This window comes from Pseudomonas parafulva, from assembly GCF_000800255.1.
Taxonomy (GTDB): domain Bacteria; phylum Pseudomonadota; class Gammaproteobacteria; order Pseudomonadales; family Pseudomonadaceae; genus Aquipseudomonas; species Aquipseudomonas boreofloridensis.
Window position 1 is genome coordinate 336,149 of sequence record NZ_CP009747.1, and the last position, 19,166, is coordinate 355,314.

16 protein-coding genes are annotated in these 19,166 nt (G+C 63.9%); 2 read left to right on the forward strand and 14 right to left on the reverse strand.

Features of this window, described 5'->3' with window-relative positions:
- Positions 1–11: 11 nt before the first annotated feature.
- The 5 genes from rlmF to NJ69_RS01495 all read right to left on the reverse strand — a co-directional run bounded on the left by rlmF (position 12) and on the right by NJ69_RS01495 (position 6,431).
- Positions 12–965: a 23S rRNA (adenine(1618)-N(6))-methyltransferase RlmF gene (gene rlmF / locus NJ69_RS01475; RefSeq protein ID WP_039575642.1), complete on the reverse strand. Its 954-nt coding sequence runs from the start codon at positions 963–965 to the stop codon at positions 12–14.
- 129 nt (positions 966–1,094) lie between these two features.
- Complete coding sequence (locus tag NJ69_RS01480) at positions 1,095–3,941, reverse strand: valine--tRNA ligase (RefSeq protein WP_039575645.1); 2,847 nt, start codon at positions 3,939–3,941, stop codon at positions 1,095–1,097.
- 145 nt (positions 3,942–4,086) lie between these two features.
- Positions 4,087–4,449 (reverse strand): hypothetical protein, encoded by a 363-nt coding sequence (locus tag NJ69_RS01485; protein ID WP_039575648.1) that lies wholly within the window; start codon positions 4,447–4,449, stop codon positions 4,087–4,089.
- A 5-nt stretch (positions 4,450–4,454) separates the two neighbouring features.
- A complete protein-coding gene (locus NJ69_RS01490) occupies positions 4,455–4,883 on the reverse strand; it encodes a DNA polymerase III subunit chi (protein WP_029613582.1) in 429 nt (142 codons plus the stop codon).
- 54 nt (positions 4,884–4,937) lie between these two features.
- Positions 4,938–6,431, reverse strand: a complete 1,494-nt coding sequence (locus NJ69_RS01495) for a leucyl aminopeptidase (protein WP_039575650.1) — start codon at positions 6,429–6,431, stop codon at positions 4,938–4,940.
- A 334-nt stretch (positions 6,432–6,765) separates the two neighbouring features.
- Between NJ69_RS01495 and lptF the strand changes: the two genes are divergently transcribed.
- Both lptF and lptG read left to right on the forward strand, forming a co-directional pair.
- Entirely contained in the window at positions 6,766–7,881 is a 1,116-nt protein-coding gene (gene lptF, locus NJ69_RS01500; RefSeq protein WP_029613581.1) for an LPS export ABC transporter permease LptF, read from the forward strand.
- Positions 7,874–8,935 carry an LPS export ABC transporter permease LptG gene (gene lptG / locus NJ69_RS01505; protein ID WP_029613580.1) on the forward strand — a complete coding sequence of 354 codons (1,062 nt, stop codon included), beginning with the start codon at positions 7,874–7,876 and terminating at the stop codon, positions 8,933–8,935. The genes lptF and lptG overlap by 8 nt, the downstream gene beginning before the upstream one ends.
- 283 nt (positions 8,936–9,218) lie before the next feature.
- On the opposite strand, the gene NJ69_RS01510 is transcribed toward lptG, so the two are convergent.
- The 9 genes from NJ69_RS01510 to NJ69_RS01550 form a co-directional block, all read right to left on the reverse strand.
- On the reverse strand, positions 9,219–9,707 hold the full coding sequence (locus NJ69_RS01510) for an RDD family protein (RefSeq protein ID WP_039575654.1): 489 nt from the start codon (positions 9,705–9,707) through the stop codon (positions 9,219–9,221).
- An 89-nt stretch (positions 9,708–9,796) separates the two neighbouring features.
- Positions 9,797–10,009: a cold-shock protein gene (locus NJ69_RS01515; RefSeq protein WP_029613578.1), complete on the reverse strand. Its 213-nt coding sequence runs from the start codon at positions 10,007–10,009 to the stop codon at positions 9,797–9,799.
- A 344-nt stretch (positions 10,010–10,353) separates the two neighbouring features.
- A complete protein-coding gene (gene gcvT, locus NJ69_RS01520; RefSeq protein WP_039575657.1) occupies positions 10,354–11,475 on the reverse strand; it encodes a glycine cleavage system aminomethyltransferase GcvT in 1,122 nt (373 codons plus the stop codon).
- A 91-nt stretch (positions 11,476–11,566) separates the two neighbouring features.
- Complete coding sequence (gcvP, locus tag NJ69_RS01525) at positions 11,567–14,422, reverse strand: aminomethyl-transferring glycine dehydrogenase (RefSeq protein ID WP_039575659.1); 2,856 nt, start codon at positions 14,420–14,422, stop codon at positions 11,567–11,569.
- 11 nt (positions 14,423–14,433) lie between these two features.
- The gene (gcvH, locus tag NJ69_RS01530; protein WP_039575662.1) at positions 14,434–14,817 is read right to left on the reverse strand and encodes a glycine cleavage system protein GcvH; all 384 of its coding nucleotides are present in this window, start codon (positions 14,815–14,817) and stop codon (positions 14,434–14,436) included.
- 280 nt (positions 14,818–15,097) lie between these two features.
- Positions 15,098–16,606 (reverse strand): sigma-54-dependent transcriptional regulator, encoded by a 1,509-nt coding sequence (locus tag NJ69_RS01535; protein ID WP_039575665.1) that lies wholly within the window; start codon positions 16,604–16,606, stop codon positions 15,098–15,100.
- An 88-nt stretch (positions 16,607–16,694) separates the two neighbouring features.
- Positions 16,695–17,063: a DUF5064 family protein gene (locus NJ69_RS01540; RefSeq protein WP_029613575.1), complete on the reverse strand. Its 369-nt coding sequence runs from the start codon at positions 17,061–17,063 to the stop codon at positions 16,695–16,697.
- 55 nt (positions 17,064–17,118) lie between these two features.
- Complete coding sequence (gene arcC / locus NJ69_RS01545; protein WP_039575667.1) at positions 17,119–18,048, reverse strand: carbamate kinase; 930 nt, start codon at positions 18,046–18,048, stop codon at positions 17,119–17,121.
- A gap of 88 nt (positions 18,049–18,136) precedes the next feature.
- On the reverse strand, positions 18,137–19,147 hold the full coding sequence (locus tag NJ69_RS01550; RefSeq protein WP_039575669.1) for an ornithine carbamoyltransferase: 1,011 nt from the start codon (positions 19,145–19,147) through the stop codon (positions 18,137–18,139).
- Positions 19,148–19,166 lie beyond the last annotated feature (19 nt).

Sequence of the window (19,166 nt, forward strand, 5' to 3'; positions counted from 1 at the left end):
GCGCGGTTTTTTCATGCCCGCGTTTTGTCTCGACCGCTGGACCAGGCAGCCCGGGCGCTGTCGTCGTGGAAGCTCCAGGCGACCATGCGGCTTTGCTTCTGCCCTTGGCCCATCGCGACCACGCGTTGGTCACTGACGCCCGCTTGCTTCAGTGCTGCTTCGATCCCGGGCAGGTTGCCGACTTTGGACACCAGACTGGTGAACCACAGCACTTGGCTGGCGTACTGCACGCTTTCGCTGATCAACTGGCTGACGAAGCGAATCTCGCCCCCTTCGCACCACAGCTCATTGTTCTGCCCACCGAAGTTGAGCACCGGCAACCGGCGCTTGGGGTCCTGCTTGCCGAGGTTCTTCCATTTGCGCTGGCTGCCGCGCGTGGCTTCTTCGCGCGAGGCGTGGAAGGGCGGATTGCACAGGGTCAGGTCGAAGCGTTCGCTGGCCTGCAGCAGGCCGCTGAGGATACGGGTGCGCTCAGGTTGCAGGCGCAGCGTGACGGCCTTGCTCAGGCCATTGGCCTGGACGATGGTCTTGGCCGAGGCCAGTGCCACCTGATCGATGTCCGAGCCCAGGAATGACCAGCGGTAGTCACTGTGCCCGATCAGTGGGTAGATGCAGTTGGCGCCGACGCCGATGTCCAGTGCGCGCACTTTCGGGCCGCGTGGAATCTGTCCGCGACTGTCTTCGGCGAGCAGATCGGCCAGCACATGAATGTAATCGGCGCGGCCTGGGATGGGCGGGCAGAGGTAATCGGCGGGAATGTCCCAGTGCTGGATGCCGTATTGGGCCTTGAGTAACGCGCGGTTGAACACGCGCACGGCTTCGGGATTGGCGAAGTCGATGCTGGGTTTGCCATGGGGATTGGTGAGGGTGAAGCGGGCCAGATCGGGGTGTGCCTCGATCAGCCGGGGAAAGTCGTAGCGGCCCTGATGGCGGTTGCGTGGGTGCAGGGTAGGTTTGTCGATCATGGTCGCATCCGGTGTTGCGAACCTTTCGCGGCCCTGTCGCGGCGAGGCCGCTCCGGCAAGCGCCTAGTGGCGTGCAGGAGCGGCCTCGTGCCGCGACAGGGCCGCCAAGCGGCCCCAACGGTGTGTTGATTACAGCGCAGCGATCCGCGCGTGTTGCTCGGTGAAGTTGGCCAGTGCCTGTTCGGACTCAGCCAGCTTGGCGCGCTCCTTCTCGATCACCGCCGGCGGTGCCTTGTCGACGAAGGCGGCGTTGGACAGCTTGCCGCCGACCCGCTGGACTTCGCCCTGCAGGCGCTGGATTTCCTTGTTCAGGCGGGCCAGCTCGGCATCCTTGTCGATCAGGCCAGCCATGGGCACCAGCACCTGCAGATCGCCTACCAGGGCAGTGGCCGACAGCGGCGCTTCGTCCTGCTCGGTGAGCACGGTGAAGGACTCGACCTTGGCCAGCTTCTTGAGCAGGGCTTCGTTGTCCTGCAGGCGACGCTGGTCGTCGGCGTTGGCGTTCTTCAGGAACAGCGGCAGCGGCTTGCCTGGGCCAATGTTCATTTCGGCGCGAATGTTGCGCAGGCCCACCATCAATTCTTTGAGCCACTCGATATCGCCCTCTGCGGCCGTATCGATGCGGCTTTCGTTGGCCACAGGCCACGACTGCAGCATGATGGTCTTGCCCTGAACACCGGCCAGCGGCGCGATGCGCTGCCAGATTTCTTCGGTGATGAAGGGCATGAACGGATGGGCCAGGCGCAGCACCACTTCCAGCACGCGCACCAGCGTGCGACGCGTGCCGCGAGCACGCTCGATTGGCGCGTTCTCGTCCCACAGCACCGGCTTGGACAGCTCCAGGTACCAGTCGCAGTACTGGTTCCAGACGAACTCGTAGAGCGCCTGGCTGGCCAGGTCGAAACGGAACTGCTCGAGCTGGCGGGTCACCTCGGCTTCGGTGCGTTGCAACTGCGAGATGATCCAGCGATCGGCCAGCGACAGCTCACAGGCTTCGCCGTTCTGGCCGCAATCTTCGCCCTTGTCCAGCACGTAGCGGGCGGCGTTCCAGATCTTGTTGCAGAAGTTGCGATAGCCTTCGACACGGCCCATGTCGAACTTGATGTCGCGACCGGTGGAGGCCAGCGAGCAGAAGGTGAAGCGCAGGGCGTCGGTGCCGTAGCTGGCGATGCCCTCGGGGAATTCAGCCTTGGTCTGCTTGGCGATCTTCTCGGCCAGCTTGGGCTGCATCATGCCGCTGGTGCGTTTCTCCAGCAGCGCCTCGAGGGTGATGCCGTCGACGATATCCAGCGGGTCGAGCACGTTGCCCTTGGACTTGGACATTTTCTGTCCCTGACCGTCACGCACCAAGCCGTGCACGTACACGGTCTTGAACGGCACCTGGGGGGTGCCGTCTTCGTTCTTGATCAGGTGCATGGTCAGCATGATCATCCGGGCGACCCAGAAGAAGATGATGTCGAAGCCTGTGACCAGCACGTCGGTGGAGTGGAATTTCTTCAGGAACTCGGTCTGTTCCGGCCAGCCCAGGGTGGAGAAGGTCCACAGCCCCGAGCTGAACCAGGTGTCCAGGACATCGTCGTCCTGGCGCAGGGTCACGTCGGCCCCCAGGTTGTGCTTGCTGCGCACTTCCTGTTCGTTGCGCCCGACATATACCTGGCCAGCCTCGTCATACCAGGCTGGGATGCGGTGGCCCCACCACAGCTGACGGCTGATGCACCAGTCCTGGATGTCGCGCATCCAGGAGAAGTACATGTTCTCGTACTGCTTGGGCACGAACTGGATCCGGCCATCCTCCACGGCAGCGATGGCAGGCTCGGCCAGGGGCTTGGTGGAGACGTACCACTGGTCGGTCAGCCAAGGTTCGATGATGGTGCCGGAGCGGTCGCCCTTGGGCACCTTCAAGGCGTGGTCGTCGACACTCACCAGCAGGCCCTGGGCATCCAGATCAGCCACCATCTGCTTGCGCGCGACGAAACGGTCGAGCCCGGCGTACTGGGCCGGCAGGGACGTATCGACGCCCTCGTTGACGCTGCCATCGAGGTTGAAGGCCTGCACGGCGGCGAGCACGCTGGCGTTCTTGTCGAAGATGTTCAGCAGCGGCAGGTCGTGGCGCTTGCCGACTTCGTAGTCGTTGAAATCGTGGGCTGGGGTGATCTTCACGCAGCCGGTGCCGAATTCAGGGTCGCAGTAATCGTCAGCGATGATCGGGATGCGGCGACCGACCAGCGGCAGCTCGACGAATTGGCCGATCAGGGCCTGGTAGCGCTCATCGTTCGGGTTGACCGCAACGGCGACGTCGCCCAGCAAGGTTTCCGGACGGGTGGTGGCCACCACCAGGTGGTCCTTGCCTTCGGCCGTGGTGGCGCCATCGGCCAGCGGGTAGCGCAGGTTCCACAGATGGCCCTTTTCGTCGTGGCTTTCCACTTCGAGGTCGGAAATGGCGGTGTGCAGCTTCGTGTCCCAGTTGACCAGGCGCTTGCCGCGGTAGATCAGACCGTCTTCATGCAGGCGCACGAACGCTTCTTTCACTGCTTCGGACAGGCCGTCGTCCATGGTGAAGCGCTCACGGCTCCAATCGACCGACGAACCCAGGCGACGAATCTGACGGCTGATGTTGCCGCCGGACTGGTCTTTCCACTCCCAGACTTTTTCCAGGAACTGCTCGCGGCCCAAGTCGTGACGATTCTGGCCTTTGGCTTCGAGTTGGCGTTCGACGAGCATCTGCGTCGCGATGCCGGCATGGTCGGTGCCCGGCTGCCACAGGGTGTCGCGGCCCTGCATGCGGCGGAAGCGAATCAGGGCGTCCATGATCGCGTTGTTGAAGCCGTGGCCCATGTGCAGGCTGCCGGTGACGTTCGGCGGCGGGATCATGATGGTGTAGGACTCGCCTGCACCTTGCGGAGCGAAATAGTTTTCCGACTCCCAGGTGTTGTACCAGGAAGTTTCGATGGCGTGCGGCTGGTAGGTCTTATCCATGCGCGGCGGGACCCTTAGGCATTAATTCGGGAAAGCCGGGAAGTATAACCAAGCTGCGAGCTGCAAGCGACAAGCTGCAAGGAGGGCGCGCGTCAGGCCCATCGAAGCTGGACCACGATGAGCGCAACGCGCAGCGCGCGGCGGCTTACTCCGAACGCTTGATCAGGCGTTCCATGCGCGCCTCGAGGCGACGCTTGATTTCGGCTTCGATGTGCGGGGTGTAGTCGTTGATCACGTCTTGCATGATCGATTGCGCGGCGGCGCGCAACTCGGCGTCCAGGTGCAACAGGGTGTCCTGGCGGCGGGTCTGCGAGTCTTCGGCTGGCGCCGGTGCCGGTTCGGCGCTTGGCGCAGCGACTGGCGAAGATGCGTCCAACTGCAGGGGCATCTGCTCGACGGTTTCGGTGAGCAGTGGCGGCTGCAGGTCGGCGTCGCCCAACAGTTGGCGAATCGACTCGAGGTCGTCGAGCAGGTGGGCGGATGGGTTCTGGGAAGTGGGTTTGTCCATCGTCGTCAAAGTCGCTGTAAGCGGTGATCTTGCAGAGCATAGCCCTGTTCACGGTAGAAACGGAATCGGTCTCGGGCCGACTGGCGGATGGCTGCGTCCTCGACGACGATTTCCGCCACCCGCTCGAACTGGCCGACGAAGGCCGGCACACTGGCGCCGAGGTTGATCAACAGGTCGCGATGTTCGCCCGCACTGGCGTCGATGCCCAAGGCCACCTGGGCTTCAGGGTGCTGCTCGGCCAGGTCGTGGGGGACGAACGCCTCGCCCTTGAAGCGCCACAGGCGTTCGTCCAGATCCACGCGCTGCGCCTCGTCCTGGCAATGCAGGTAGACCCGATGGCCCAGGCGCCAAGCCTTCTCGCACAGCTTGCAGGCGAAGTCCAGGCGCGCCGACAGCGAGTCGGTGGGCAGAATGTAGAAGTCGACTTTGCTCATGGTCGGTCAGGTCGTCAGCGACGAGGCGACGGCAACGCCATCGCCTCGCTGCCATCAAACGCCCGCGCGATCCAGCAAGTACTGGGTCAGCAGGGGCACCGGACGCCCGGTGGCGCCTTTGTCCTTGCCGCCGCTGGTCCAGGCGGTGCCGGCGATGTCCAGGTGCGCCCAGCTGTAGTTCTTGGCGAAGCGCGACAGGAAGCAGCCGGCGGTGATGCTGCCCGCCTTCGGGCCGCCGATGTTGGCGATGTCGGCGAACGGGCTGTCCAGTTGCTCCTGGTATTCCTCGAACAGCGGCAGTTGCCAGGCGCGGTCGTCGGCGCGCTTGCCGGCGTCGAGCAGTTGGCCGACCAGATCGTCGTTGTTACCCATCAGGCCGGAGGTGTGGCTGCCCAGGGCGACGATGCAGGCACCGGTGAGGGTGGCGATATCGATCACGGCCTGCGGCTTGAAGCGCTCGGCGTAGGTCAGGGTATCGCACAGCACCAGACGGCCTTCGGCATCGGTGTTGAGGATTTCCACGGTCTGCCCGCTCATGGTGGTGACGATGTCGCCAGGTCGAGTCGCGCCGCCACTGGGCATGTTCTCGGCGCAGGCCAGCAGGCACACCAGGTTGATCGGCAGTTGCAGTTCGAGCACCGCGCGCAGAGTGCCGAACACGCTGGCCGCACCACCCATGTCGTATTTCATTTCATCCATGCCGGCGCCCGGCTTGAGGCTGATGCCGCCGGTGTCGAAGGTGATGCCCTTGCCGACCAGCACGAACGGCTTGTCGGCCTTCTTGCCGCCCTGGTACTGCATGACGATCAGTCGTGGCGGCTGATCGCTGCCCTGGCCGACGGCGTAGAACGCGCCCATGCCCAGGTCCTTGATCTTCTTCTCGTCGAGCACTTCGACCTTCAGGCCCTTGTGCGCCTTGCCCAGATCCTTGGCCTGCTCGGCGAGGAAGCTGGGGTGACAGATGTTCGGTGGCAGGTTGCCCAGGTCGCGGGTCAGCGCCATGCCGCTGGCGATGGCGGTGGCGTGCTTGACCGCGCGCTCGACCTCGGACAGGCCGGCCTTGTCGGCCAGCAGGGTGACCTTCTTCAGGGCGCGCGGCTCGGCTTTCTGGCTCTTGAAACGGTCGAACACGTAGGTGCCGTCGAGCAGGGTTTCTGCCAGCAGGCGGTATTTGCCGTAGTGACCGTCACGATTGGTCACGGCGATGTCGTCCAAGGCCAGCACGGCGTCGGTGCCGGCCAGGTTGCGCAGAGCCCCGGCGACGCTGGCGACCAGCTTGCGCCAGGTGCGGTCGCCCAAAGCCTCTTCCTTGCCGCAGCCGACCAGCAGTACGCGCTCGGCCTTGAGACCCGGCAGGTTGTGCAGCAACAGGGTCTGACCCGGCTTGCCGACCAGATCGCCGCGCTTGAGGATGGCTGCCAGGGCGCCTTCTGTCGCCAGGTCGATGGCCTTGGCGACGGCGCCAAGCTGACGGCCTTCACCGACCGGAACGACCAGAGTGGCGGTTTTCACGGATGCTGCGGCTACGGTCTTTACAACCAGTTGCATGTGAGGGTCCCCGAATGATCTGTAGAGTGGCGACGGCCGCGCAAGCGACGCGCCCGGCCTGGCGGCGCTGTCGCGGGCCAGTGGAAAAGCTGCCAGTTTGAGCCTGCCGGCGCCTCGCTGACAACCCCGGAGCCCGCTTTTGCAGGGGGGCATCCGGCTTTCGCCAGTCAGGACATTCGCTGTGATGCGCCGCCAAGTGACAGGCGCCCCCAATCACAGGATAATGCGCGCACTTTTGAATGGAGGTTCGCTGCTGGCGAACCGGCGCGGGTCCTGACTGTCCTTTCAGTCAGTGTCCTGGCAATCCGCCCCTGACAACCCAGGAGTGTCTGGTTTGATCGTCTTTCGTTATCTGTCCCGCGAGGTCCTGGTCACCTTGAGCGCCGTCAGCGCCGTGCTGTTGGTGATCATCATGAGCGGGCGCTTCATCAAGTACCTGGCCCAGGCGGCCCAGGGTGCACTCGATCCGGGTGTGCTGTTCCTGATCATGGGCTTCCGCCTGCCGGGCTTTCTGCAGCTGATCCTGCCGCTTGGGTTGTTCCTCGGCATCCTGCTGGCCTATGGCCGGCTCTACCTGGAAAGCGAGATGACCGTGCTTTCGGCCACCGGCATGAGCCAGCAGCGCCTGTTGGCGCTGACCATGGCGCCGGCTGCGCTGGTCGCGCTGTTGGTGGCGTGGCTGAGTCTGAGCCTGGCGCCGTTGGGCGTCGCCCAGGTGCAGAAGATCGTGGCCCAGCAAGATGCCTTGACCGAGTTCGATACCCTGGTGCCCGGTCGCTTCCAGAGCCTGCGTGACGGCACCCGTGTCACCTATGCCGAAACGATGTCCGACGATCGGGTCAATCTCGGTGGCGTGTTCATCTCCGAGAAGCGCTTCAATCAAGACAAGACCAAGGACCGTGCGCCTTCGGTACTGGTCGCCGAAAAGGGCCATCAGGAAGTCCAGGCCGACGGCAACCGCTACCTGATCCTGGAAAACGGCTATCGCTACGATGGCAACCCAGGCGAGGCCGGTTATCGTGCGATCAAGTACGAGACCTACGGTGTGCAATTGCCCAAGCCGGAAGTCAGCCAGGAGGTCACCGAGCGCGAAGCCATCCCGACCTCCGACCTGATCGGGCACGACGGTCTGCGCGAGCGCGCCGAGCTGCAGTGGCGGCTGTCGCTGCCGCTGCTGGTCTTCATCGTGACGCTGCTGGCGGTGCCGCTGGCCAGGGTCAATCCACGCCAGGGTCGCTTCCTCAAGCTGCTGCCGGCGATTCTTCTGTACATGGCCTACCTGACGATGCTGATTTCCGTTCGCGGTGCCCTGGAGAAAGGCAAGCTGCCGATTTCCCTTGGCTTCTGGTGGGTACACACGCTGTTCCTGCTCATCGGTCTTGCGCTGATGTACTGGGAGCCGCTGCGCTTGAAGATGGCCTCGCGCCGTGCGGGGGTGAGCCGTGGTTAAACTCGACCGCTACATTGGCAAGAGCGTACTGCTGGCCATTCTCGCCGTGCTGGGGATCATCCTCGGCCTGGCCTCGCTGTTCGCCTTCATCGACGAGATGGGTGACCTGAGCGACACCTACAGCCTGCTCGATGCCAGCAGCTATGTGCTGCTCACCGCGCCGCGCCGCCTCTACGACATGCTGCCGATGGCCGCACTGATCGGTTGCCTGATTGGCCTCGGCAGCCTGGCTAGCAGCAGCGAATTGACCATCATGCGTGCCGCTGGCGTGTCCATCGGCCGCATCGTCTGGGCGGTGATGAAGCCGATGCTGGTGCTGATGCTGGTCGGCCTGCTGATCGGCGAATACGTTGCCCCGGTCACCGAGAACAAGGCCCAGGCCGAGCGTTCGTTGGCCCAGGGCGGTGGCGAGGCGCAGAGCTCCAAGCGAGGCATGTGGCACCGCCAGGGCGACGAGTTCGTGCACATCAACTCGGTGCAGCCCAACGGCCTGCTGCTGGGCGTGACTCGCTACCGTTTCGACGACGAGCGCAAGATTCTCAGTTCCAGCTTCGCCCGTCGTGCCCTGTACAAGGACGAGCGCTGGGTGCTGCATGACGTCAACACCACGTTCTTCAAGGGCGATCACACCGAAGTGGTGCAGGTGCCGGAAGAACTCTGGGATGTTTCGGTGACGCCGGAACTGCTCAATACCGTGGTGCTGCCGCCCGAATCGCTGTCGATGACTGGGCTGTGGGAGTACATCCATTACCTGGCCGATCAGGGTCTGAACAATGCCCGCTACTGGCTGGCGTTCTGGAGCAAGATTCTGCAGCCGGTGGTGACCGCCGCATTGGTGCTGATGGCGATCTCCTTCATTTTCGGTCCGCTGCGCTCGGTGACCTTGGGTCAGCGCGTGTTCACCGGGGTGCTGGTGGGCTTCGTGTTCCGCATCGCCCAGGATTTGCTCGGCCCCTCGAGCCAGGTGTTCGGCTTCCCGCCGTTGCTGGCGGTGGTGATACCGGCAGGGGTCTGCGCCCTTGCAGGGGTATGGCTGCTACGAAGGGCGGGATGAGCCTAGCCTTGGCGTAAATGAAAAAGCCGACCCTAGGGTCTAATGCTGTTCACTTAATATCTGTATTGCTGGAATTAGGGCTGCTGCGCAGCCCATCGCGACGCAAGGCCGCTCCCACAGGGTCCGTACAGCCCCATGTTTCAGGGTTTGCGCGGACTTTGTGGGAGCGGCCTTGTGCCGCGAAAGGGCCGCGAAGCGGACCCAGCATTCTTTAAGTGAACAGCATTACGACCCTAGGGTCGACTATTTGCTGGCCGCTGCGCAGAGCCTAGGCTGGCCGCAGTCATTTCTTCGATTTTGGTACGCGTACCAGCCGGGTTTCGGAGTAGATGTCATGCCAACTGCGTTTGTGCTTGTCGATCAGCGACCAGATAAAGCCCAGGCCCAGGCACAGCCAGGACGCGATCGAGACCACGAAGCGCAGTAGAGCCTGCCACAATGTGATGGCGCTGCCGTCGGCATTCTGTACGCGCACTCCCCAGACCTGCATGCCCAGCGTCTGGCCGCCGTGGGTCCAGAACTTGGCGAAGAAGCCGAACAGTGCGAACAGCAGTACCGTGGACAGCAGCGGGTCGCCATCCAGCGCGCCCGCCTCGGTGAGCGCTCGCATGCGAGCCTCGCCGATGATCGACATCTGGATCAGCTTGTAGACGCCCGCCGTCACGATCAGCAGGGCCGTGCAGAGCAGGAAGTCGTAGAACATCGCTGCCAGGCGTCGGCCAAGGCCGACAGGCGGGAATTCACCCTGGGGAGTGAGCAAGGGCTTGGTCATGCACGGTGGCTCCGAAAGACGAAGCCGCCATTCTACGGTTAAAAAAAAGCCCCTGCACTTGGCAGGGGCTTTTTCGAAGCCGGATCGGCTTACTCTGCAACCTGAACCTTGTCAGCTTGCATGCCTTTCTGGCCTTGCACGGCTTCGAAGGTGACCTTCTGGCCTTCTTTCAGGCTCTTGAAGCCATTGCCTTCGATCGCGCGGAAGTGAACGAACAGATCCGCACCGCTTTCGGGGGTAATGAAGCCGTAACCTTTCTCGTCATTGAACCACTTGACGGTACCGTTCTGACGCTCAGCCATTTTCTTGCTTCCTATGAATCTTTAGATAGTGATTTCAGTTTCTTTCGTTTTGGAAGGACGAAAGAGTACTGGGCTGGGTTGCAGGAAAGTAAGAGACGTCAGACGGGTTGTAGCAAAATTCGGCTACTGGCCCAGGTCACGAACTGTTGCGACCCATGCAAACACAGTGAGCCGACTCTACGCCAACTCTCGCGACAAAAACAAGCCCCGAATCGCCTCCAGATCAGGCTTTTGCCGATTACCGACACAATGGTCGCAAACAGCATGGCGCCTGGGCTGGCGCCATGTTCGAAAGTTATTAAATGGGTTCGCAATCGAATAAGCGAGCGCTTAATGAATTACCTTCAACCTCGGTAGTAACGCGGCACAACGAAAGGCATTTTGCTGACCCTCAAGGCAACTTGTTTGCCCCGCACCACGGCGAACAGCGGCGTTTCCAATGCACTGTGTTCGCTATCGACATACCCCATCGCCACAGGCGCATTCAATGTCGGTCCGAAGCCGCCACTGGACACCCTTCCGACCGTCTTGCCGGTGCCATCGACGATGTCGGCACCTTCTCGAACCGGCGTGCGCTCCTGTGGCAGCAGGCCGACGCGCTTGCGGGCCACGCCCTCACGCTGCTGCTCGAACACCCGCTCAGCGCCTGGGAAACCGCCCGCACGCGCGCCGTCGGCGCGACGGGCCTTGGACACGGCCCACCACAAGCTGGCTTGCACTGCGCTGGTGTCAGGGTCCATGTCGTGTCCATACAGGCACAGCCCGGCTTCCAGGCGCAGCGAGTCGCGGGCGCCGAGGCCGATCGGCTGCACTTCGGGTTCGGCCAGCAGGCGCCGCGCCAGGGCTTCGGCGTGCTCCGTGGGTACCGAGATCTCGTAGCCGTCTTCGCCGGTGTAGCCAGAGCGACTGATCAGGCAATCCGCCTCGAGCAGCGTCACGCGCCGCACCTGCATGAAGGTCATCTGCGCCACTTCAGGTGCCAGGCGCTGCAGCACCGAGGCCGCTGCCGGGCCTTGCAGTGCCAGCAGGGCGCGCGTCTCGAACAGCGGTTGCACCTCGCAACGGGCGCCCAGATGCTCGCGCAGATGGGCCAGGTCCTGCTCCTTGCAGGCGGCGTTGACCACCAGAAAGAGCGTGTCGTCGCCGAGATTGGCGACCATCAGGTCATCGAGGATGCCGCCCTGTTCGTCGGTGAACAGCGCATAGCGCTGGGTGCCGACCGGCAGGTCGACGATGTCCACCGGCACCAAGCTTTCCAGGGCGGTCGCCGCTCCAGGCCCGTGCAGCAGGATCTGGCCCATGTGCGAGACGTCGAACAATCCCGCCTGGCTGCGGGTGTGCAGGTGTTCCTTGAGTACGCCCAGCGGGTACTGCACGGGCATGTCGTAGCCGGCGAACGGCACCATGCGTGCGCCCAGCTCCAGGTGAAGGGCGTGCAGCGGGGTCTTGAGCAGTGTGGCGGTCATCGATGACTCCTTGGAATGTGGTCCAGCCCTGCGCGCGAGCGGCAAGTGGCATTCGCGCGCAGGCCTTGCTGAGGCGGCGACGTTGGCGGCCTCAGACGTCCTGATAGCTTTCGATCGACGGGCAGGCGCAGACCAGGTTGCGGTCGCCGTACACGTTGTCGACGCGACCCACCGGCGGCCAGTACTTGTTGTCCATCAGGCTGGCCACTGGATACACCGCTTGCTCGCGGCTATACCCGTGTGCCCAGTCCCCGACCAGCTCGGCTGCGGTGTGCGGGGCGTTCTTCAGCGGGTTGTCGTCCCTGTCCAGGCTGCCGTTCTCTACCGCGCGAATCTCTTCGCGAATCTGGATCATCGCCTCGCAGAAGCGGTCCAGTTCCTGGCGCGACTCGCTCTCGGTCGGCTCGATCATCAGCGTGCCGGCCACCGGGAAGGACATGGTCGGGGCATGGAAACCGAAGTCGATCAGGCGCTTGGCCACATCATCGACGCTGATGCCGCTGGCGTCCTTGAGCGGGCGCAGGTCGAGGATGCATTCGTGGGCCACCAGGCCATTGCTGCCGCTGTACAGCACCGGATAGTGCTCTTCCAGGCGGCGGGCGATGTAGTTGGCATTGAGAATGGCCATCTGCGAAGCGCGCTTGAGCCCCGCCCCGCCCATCATGCGGATGTACATCCAGGTGATGGGCAGGATGCTGGCGCTGCCGAACGGTGCAGCGCAGACCGCCCCAGTGGTGTTCTCCAGCGCCGCATGACCGGGCAGGAACGGAGCCAGATGGGATTTGACGCCGATCGGCCCGACGCCCGGTCCGCCACCGCCGTGGGGGATGCAGAAGGTCTTGTGCAGGTTCAGGTGCGAGACATCGCCGCCGAACTTGCCTGGGGCGCACAGCCCGACCATGGCATTCATGTTGGCGCCATCGATGTACACCTGGCCACCGTTGTCGTGGATCAGCGCGCAGATCTCACCGATGGCTTCTTCGAACACGCCGTGGGTCGATGGGTAGGTGATCATCAGCGCGGCGAGGTGCTCGCGGTGCTGGCTGGCCTTGGCCCGCAGATCGTCGACATCGACGTTGCCGCGCGCGTCGCAGGCAGTCACCACCACGCGCATGCCGGCCATGTGGGCCGTGGCCGGGTTGGTGCCGTGGGCCGAGGAGGGGATCAGGCAGATGTCGCGGTGGCTGTCGCCGCGGCTTCGGTGATAGGCGCGGATCGCCAGCAGGCCGGCATACTCGCCTTGCGAGCCGGCATTGGGCTGTAGCGACACCGCGTCGTAGCCGGTGGCAGCGCAGAGCATGGCCTGCAATTCGTCGGTCAGTTGCTGGTAACCCTGGCTTTGGCTGGCTGGGGCGAACGGGTGCAGGTTGCCGAATTCGGCCCAGGTCACCGGCATCATTTCGCTGGCCGCGTTGAGTTTCATGGTGCACGAGCCCAGCGGGATCATGCTGCGGTCCAGGGCCAGGTCCTTGTCGGCCAGGCGGCGCAGGTAGCGCATCAACTCGGTTTCGCTGTGGTAGCGGTTGAATACCGGGTGTTCGAGGTAGCCCGAGCGGCGCAGGAGGGCCTGCGGCAGGCGCGAAATGGGGCCTGCGACCAGGGCGTTGAAGTCGGGCAGGCGACCGCCTTCGGCGAACAGCCCCCACAGCGCTTCGACATCGGCTTGGGTGCTGGTTTCGTCCAGCGACAGGCCCACGTGCGTGGCGTCGATCTGGCGCAGGTTGAAGCGCTGTGCCCGGGCTTTTTCGTGAAGCGCGGCGGTGGTGGCGCCGGTGTTCAGGGTCAGGGTGTCGAAGCAGGTGCTGTTGAGCACCGAGACGCCGAGACTGTCGAGGCCGGCAGCGAGCACGGCAGTCAGCGTATGCGTGCGTTCGGCGATGCGCTTGAGGCCGGCGGGGCCATGATAGACGGCGTACATGCTGGCGATGTTGGCCAACAGCACCTGGGCGGTGCAGATGTTGCTGGTGGCCTTCTCGCGACGGATGTGCTGCTCGCGGGTCTGCATGGCCAGGCGCAGGGCGGTTTTGCCGAAGCGGTCGATCGACACGCCGACCAGGCGGCCCGGCATGTCGCGCTTGAACGCGTCGCGAGTGGCGAAGTACGCCGCATGTGGACCGCCAAAGCCCAGCGGCACGCCGAAGCGCTGGGCGCTGCCGATGGCCACGTCGGCACCGAACTCGCCCGGCGGGGTGAGCAGGGTCAGGGCCAGCAGGTCGGCGGCTACCGCCACCAACGCGTTGCCGTCGTGCAGGCTTTGGACCACTTCGCGGTAGTCGAACACTGCACCATGGCTGGCCGGGTACTGCAGCAGCGCACCGAAGTAGGCGCTGGTGTCCTGCAGCGCGAACTCATCGCCCACCACCACGTCGATGCCCAGCGGCTCTGCGCGGGTGCGCAGTACATCGAGGGTCTGCGGATGGCAATGCACGGAGGCGAAGAAGGCATTGCTGGCCTTGTTCTTCGACAGCCGCTTGCAGAAGGTCATGGCCTCGGCCGCAGCGGTGGCTTCATCGAGCAGCGAGGCGTTGGCGATCGGCAAACCGGTCAGGTCGCTGATCAGCGTCTGGAAGTTCAGCAGCGCCTCCAGGCGACCCTGGGAAATTTCCGGCTGATAGGGGGTGTAGGCGGTGTACCAGGCCGGGTTTTCCAGCAAATTGCGCAGGATCGGCGCCGGCGTGTGGGTGTTGTAGTAGCCCTGGCCGATGAAGCTTTTGAACAGCTCATTGCGTGCAGCGATGGTCTTGAGGGCGGCGAGCGCGTCGGCTTCGCTTTGCCCATCGGCATGACCGAGTACGCTGGTGCCCTTGATGCTCTCGGGAATGACCGCAGCGGTCATGGCTTCGAGCGAATCGAAGCCCAGGGTGTGCAGCATGCCCTGTTCGTCGGCGCTATTCGGGCCGATGTGGCGGGCGATGAATTCGTTGGCGGTGCCGAGGTTGCTGGTCATGGTGGTGATCCTCAGGCGTCGGCGTTGGCGTTGAGCAGGCGGTCGTAGGCATCCTGGTCGAGCAGGGCGGCCACTTCAGCCATGTCGGCGGGGACGAAGCGGAAGAACCAGCCTTGGCCCAGTGGGTCTTCGTTGACCTGTTCCGGGCTGTCATTGAGGTCTTCGTTGACGGCGACCACTGCGCCAGTGAGCGGCATGTACACACCGCTGGCGGCTTTGACCGATTCGACGGTGGCGGCTTCGGCACCTTTGTCGTAGTGCTGCAGCTCCGGCAGTTGCACGAAGACCACATCGCCCAAGGCGTTCTGGGCGTAAGCGGTAATGCCGACGGTGACGCTGCCGTCCGCTTCGACGCGCAGCCATTCGTGATCTTCGGTGAAACGCAACTCGCTCATGGGAAATCCTCGTAACGCAGGGGTCGATGGGCGCGGTGGTTCCGCGCTCTTGAGATGGGATTTCACCTAGCAATAATGCGGCCACTCGAATGGAAGCCCCTCAATTCAATGGGTTGGGAGCTTTTTGTGGGTGCGGGGGAGCGTGGAGATGGAATGAAAACGCTACGGCGCAAAAGTGGGAACAAAAGATCGACCAATCAAACCTTTGCAAAGACAAGCGCAATAGGGTTTGTACTGATTTCATTACGGTGTATTGAAATCAGTACGGCTGTGGTCGGCTTCAGGACTTTCCAGAGATGCCGTACTTACGCAAGCGCTGCGCAATGGCGGTATGCGAGGTATGCAGCCGCGCGGCGAGTTGGCGCGTCGAGGGGTAGCTGGCATAGAGCCGTTGCAGCAAACTGCGCTCGAAATCGCCGACGGCCTGTTCCAGGCTAGCCACTTCGCCATCCTGCCCGCGCGCGACCGACGTGCCCGCAATGTCCAGATCGCCAATGTCCACCAGGTGGCTTTCGCAAATGGCGGCAGCGCGGAAAATCACGTTCTGCAACTGGCGCACGTTGCCCGGCCAGGGGTTGGCCAGCAGCGCCTGGTGGGTGGCGGGCGCCAGGCGGCAGGGCGGGCGCTGGATCTGGGTGCAAGCCTGCTGCATGAAGTAGTGGGCCAGCATCAGGATGTCCTGCCCGCGGTCGCGCAGGGGCGGCACTTGCAGGTTGAGCACGTTCAGCCGATAGAACAGGTCTTCGCGGAAGCTTCCTTCAGCGACCATGCGCTCCAGGTCGCGGTGGGTGGCGCTGATGATGCGCACGTCGACCTTGACCTCACGGTCGCCGCCAACCCGGCGGAAGCTGCCGTCACTGAGAAAACGCAGCAGCTTGGCTTGCAGGTACGGCGACATTTCGCCGATCTCGTCGAGGAACACCGTGCCTTTGTTGGCCAGCTCCATCAGACCGGGCTTGCCGCCGCGCTGGGCGCCGGTGAAGGCGCCGGGGGCATAGCCGAACAGCTCGCTCTCGGCCAGACTCTCGGGCAGCGCGGCGCAGTTGAGTGCCAGGAATGGCGCGGCCTGGCGGCTGCTCAACGCATGGCAGGCGCGGGCCACCAGTTCCTTGCCGGTGCCGGTTTCGCCATGCACCAGCAGCGGCGCATCCAAGGTCGCCACGCGCAGGCCGCGGGCTTTGAGGGTGCGGATGACCGGCGACTCACCGAGCAGTGCATCGAAGCCTTCGGCGCGGTCGTGCCGCAGCGCCGACAGGCGCTCACCCATGCGGTTCGGCGGATACAGCGTGAGCAGGCCACCGGCCTGGGTGATCGGTGTGGCGTCGAGCAGCAGGCTCTGGCCATTGAGCTGCATTTCGCGCATGGGCAGGTGGAAGTTGTTGTCCAGCAGGGCCTGGAGCAGGTTGTCGTCGCCGAACAGCTCGCCCACCGAGCGGCCCGCCGATTCGCGCCCGCACAGGGCGATCAGTGCCGGGTTGGCCAGCAGCACCTTGCCGGCGCTGTCGACGGCCAGCACCGGATCACTCATGGCCGCCAGCAGGGCGTCGAGCTGCAGGTGACGGCGCTGGCCGGGCAGAATGTCGACCACCTCCACCGCCTGCACGCCGTGCACCTCGAACAGCGCATCGTGCAGTTCTTCGAGCACGGCAGGGCTCAGGGTCGGTGCGTCGATGTAGACATTGGGCGGAACCATCTCCACCGCATCGAGGTTGAGGTGACGGGCACCGAGCAGGGCCAGGACTTCCTGGGTGATGCCGACGCGGTCGATGAAGCTGACGTGGATGCGCATGGGGGCGAGCGGTCTTGAGACGAGAGGCAGCAGTATGCCTCGAGATGCCTGGCGCGCCCACACGAACGGTGCATGGTCGGCGCCGAGGTCACTGCAAATGTTCAGGCTTGATCGGATCGCCGGACTTCACCGCCAGCGTCTGGCGGATGTCTTCAAACATGTGGTCGTAGAGTTTGTGCGGCGAGTTCAGGCTCTCGAACTTCTTCGGTGCCGGAAGGTGTGCCTGCGCTCTGCGCGTGAGTTGCATGAGAAAGCTCGGCAGGACCTGGTCCTTGGCCAGGAAGAAGCGTTCGTCCACCGGTTTGCCTTCGATGCTGCCATGCATGTGGAACTGGATGCCGTGCCCTTCCTTGGGGTCCTGGGTGGCCTCGTACTCGATGGCGAGGTCGTAGCTGTGGTCGTGGCTGTTGAGCGCGACGCGCTCGATGTGCACGTGACCAGGATGGAACTGGGCCATGGGGCGTCCTCCTGTAAATCGAAAACGGCCGGTGGGGCGCACCGGCCAACTGCGTTCAACGGTAGCTGATCCCGGGCAGGCCGGTCGATATGCGTGTACCGGCGGTGCCTTTGACGATGTCCTCGATGTTCTCCAGCGAGCTGATGACTGCGACCTTGCCGGTATTGCGGGCGAACTCGCAGGCGGCTTGGACCTTGGGGCCCATGGAGCCGGCGGCGAAACCGAGCGTGTCCAGCGCGTCCGGGTGCGCCTGGGCGATGGCGGTTTGCGTCGGCTTGCCGAAGTCCACATAAGCGGCATCGACGTCGGTGGCGATGATCAACAGGTCGGCGTCGAGCTGCTCGGCCAGCAGCGCGGAACACAGGTCCTTGTCGATCACCGCCTCGATGCCCTTGAGTCGTCCATGGGCATCGTACATCGTTGGAATGCCGCCACCCCCGGCACAGATCACCAGCGTGCGCTTTTCCAGCAGCCATTTGATCGGGCGGATCTCGAAGATACGCTTGGGTTTGGGGCTGGCGACCACGCGGCGGTACTTGTCGCCATCGGCCTTGACCACCCAGCCCTTTTCCTGCGCCAGGCGCTCGGCTTCCTGCCGTTCGTAGACCGGTCCGATGAACTTGGTCGGGTCCTTGAAGGCCGGGTCGTCGGCATCGACTTCGACCTGGGTGAGCAGGGTGGCGAAGGGCACCTCGAAGTCGAGCAGGTTGCCCAATTCCTGCTCGATCATGTAGCCGATCATGCCTTCGGTCTCAGCGCCCAGCACGTCCAGCGGATAGGCCTCGTCAGGCTTGTAGGCCTGGCCCTGGAGCGACAGCAGGCCAACCTGCGGGCCGTTGCCGTGGGCGATGACCAGCTCGTTGCCCGGATGGATGCGGGCGATACGCTCGGCAGCGGTACGAATGTTGGCGCGCTGATTGTCGGCGGTCATCGGTTCGCCGCGGCGGAGCAGGGCGTTGCCGCCCAGTGCAACCACGATACGCATGGGGAATCTCCTTTGGTGAGCTACTGCGAGCCGTCAGCGTCGAGCGGCCAGTAGACGCGCGGTCGGGCTGAGGCTCGCCGCTTGACGCTCAAAGATCGGCGAGGGTCGAGACCAGGATCGCTTTGATCGTGTGCATGCGGTTCTCGGCCTGTTCGAAGGCGATGCAGGCCGGGGACTCGAACACGTCGTCGGTCACCTCGATGCCGTTGGTCAACTCCGGGTACTGCGCGGCGATCTGCTTGCCGACCTTGGTCTCGCAGTTGTGGAAGGCGGGCAGGCAGTGCATGAATTTGGTCCGCGGGTTGCCGCTGGCCTGCATCAGCGCAGCGTTGACCTGATAAGGCTTGAGCAGCGTGATGCGCTCGCCCCAGGCTTCGATCGGCTCGCCCATCGACACCCACACGTCGGTGTGGATGAAGTCCACGCCCTTGACGGCCGCGCGCGGATCTTCGGTCAGGGTGAGGCGTGCGCCGCTTTCTTCGGCGTACTGCTTGCAGCGTTGCACCAGATCGTCGTGGGGCCAGAGGTCCTTGGGCGCGGCGATGCGCACATCCATGCCGAGCTTGGCGCCGATCAGCAACAGCGAGTTGCCCATGTTGTTGCGCGCATCGCCCAGGTAGGCATAGCTGATGTCGTGCAGCGGCTTGTCGCTGTGCTCGCGCATGGTCAGCACGTCGGCGATCATCTGCGTGGGGTGGTATTCGTCGGTCAGGCCGTTGAACACCGGCACGCCGGCGAATGTGGCCAGCTCCTCGACGATCTCCTGCTTGAAGCCGCGGTACTCGATGGCGTGGTACATGCGCCCGAGCACGCGGGCGGTGTCCTTCATGCTTTCCTTGTGGCCGATCTGCGAGGAATTGGGATCGATGTAGGTGACGTTGGCGCCTTGGTCATAGGCGGCGACCTCGAAGGCGCAGCGGGTGCGGGTGGAGGTCTTCTCGAAGATCAGCGCGATGTTGCGGCCCTTCAGGTGCTGCTGCTCGGTGCCGGTGTACTTGGCACGCTTGAGGTCGCGCGACAGGTCCAGCAGGTACTTGAGTTCGCGGGTGCTGTGGTGTTCGAGGCTGAGCAGGTTGCGGTTACGCATGTTGAACGCCATGACGGTGTCTCCTTGGGTT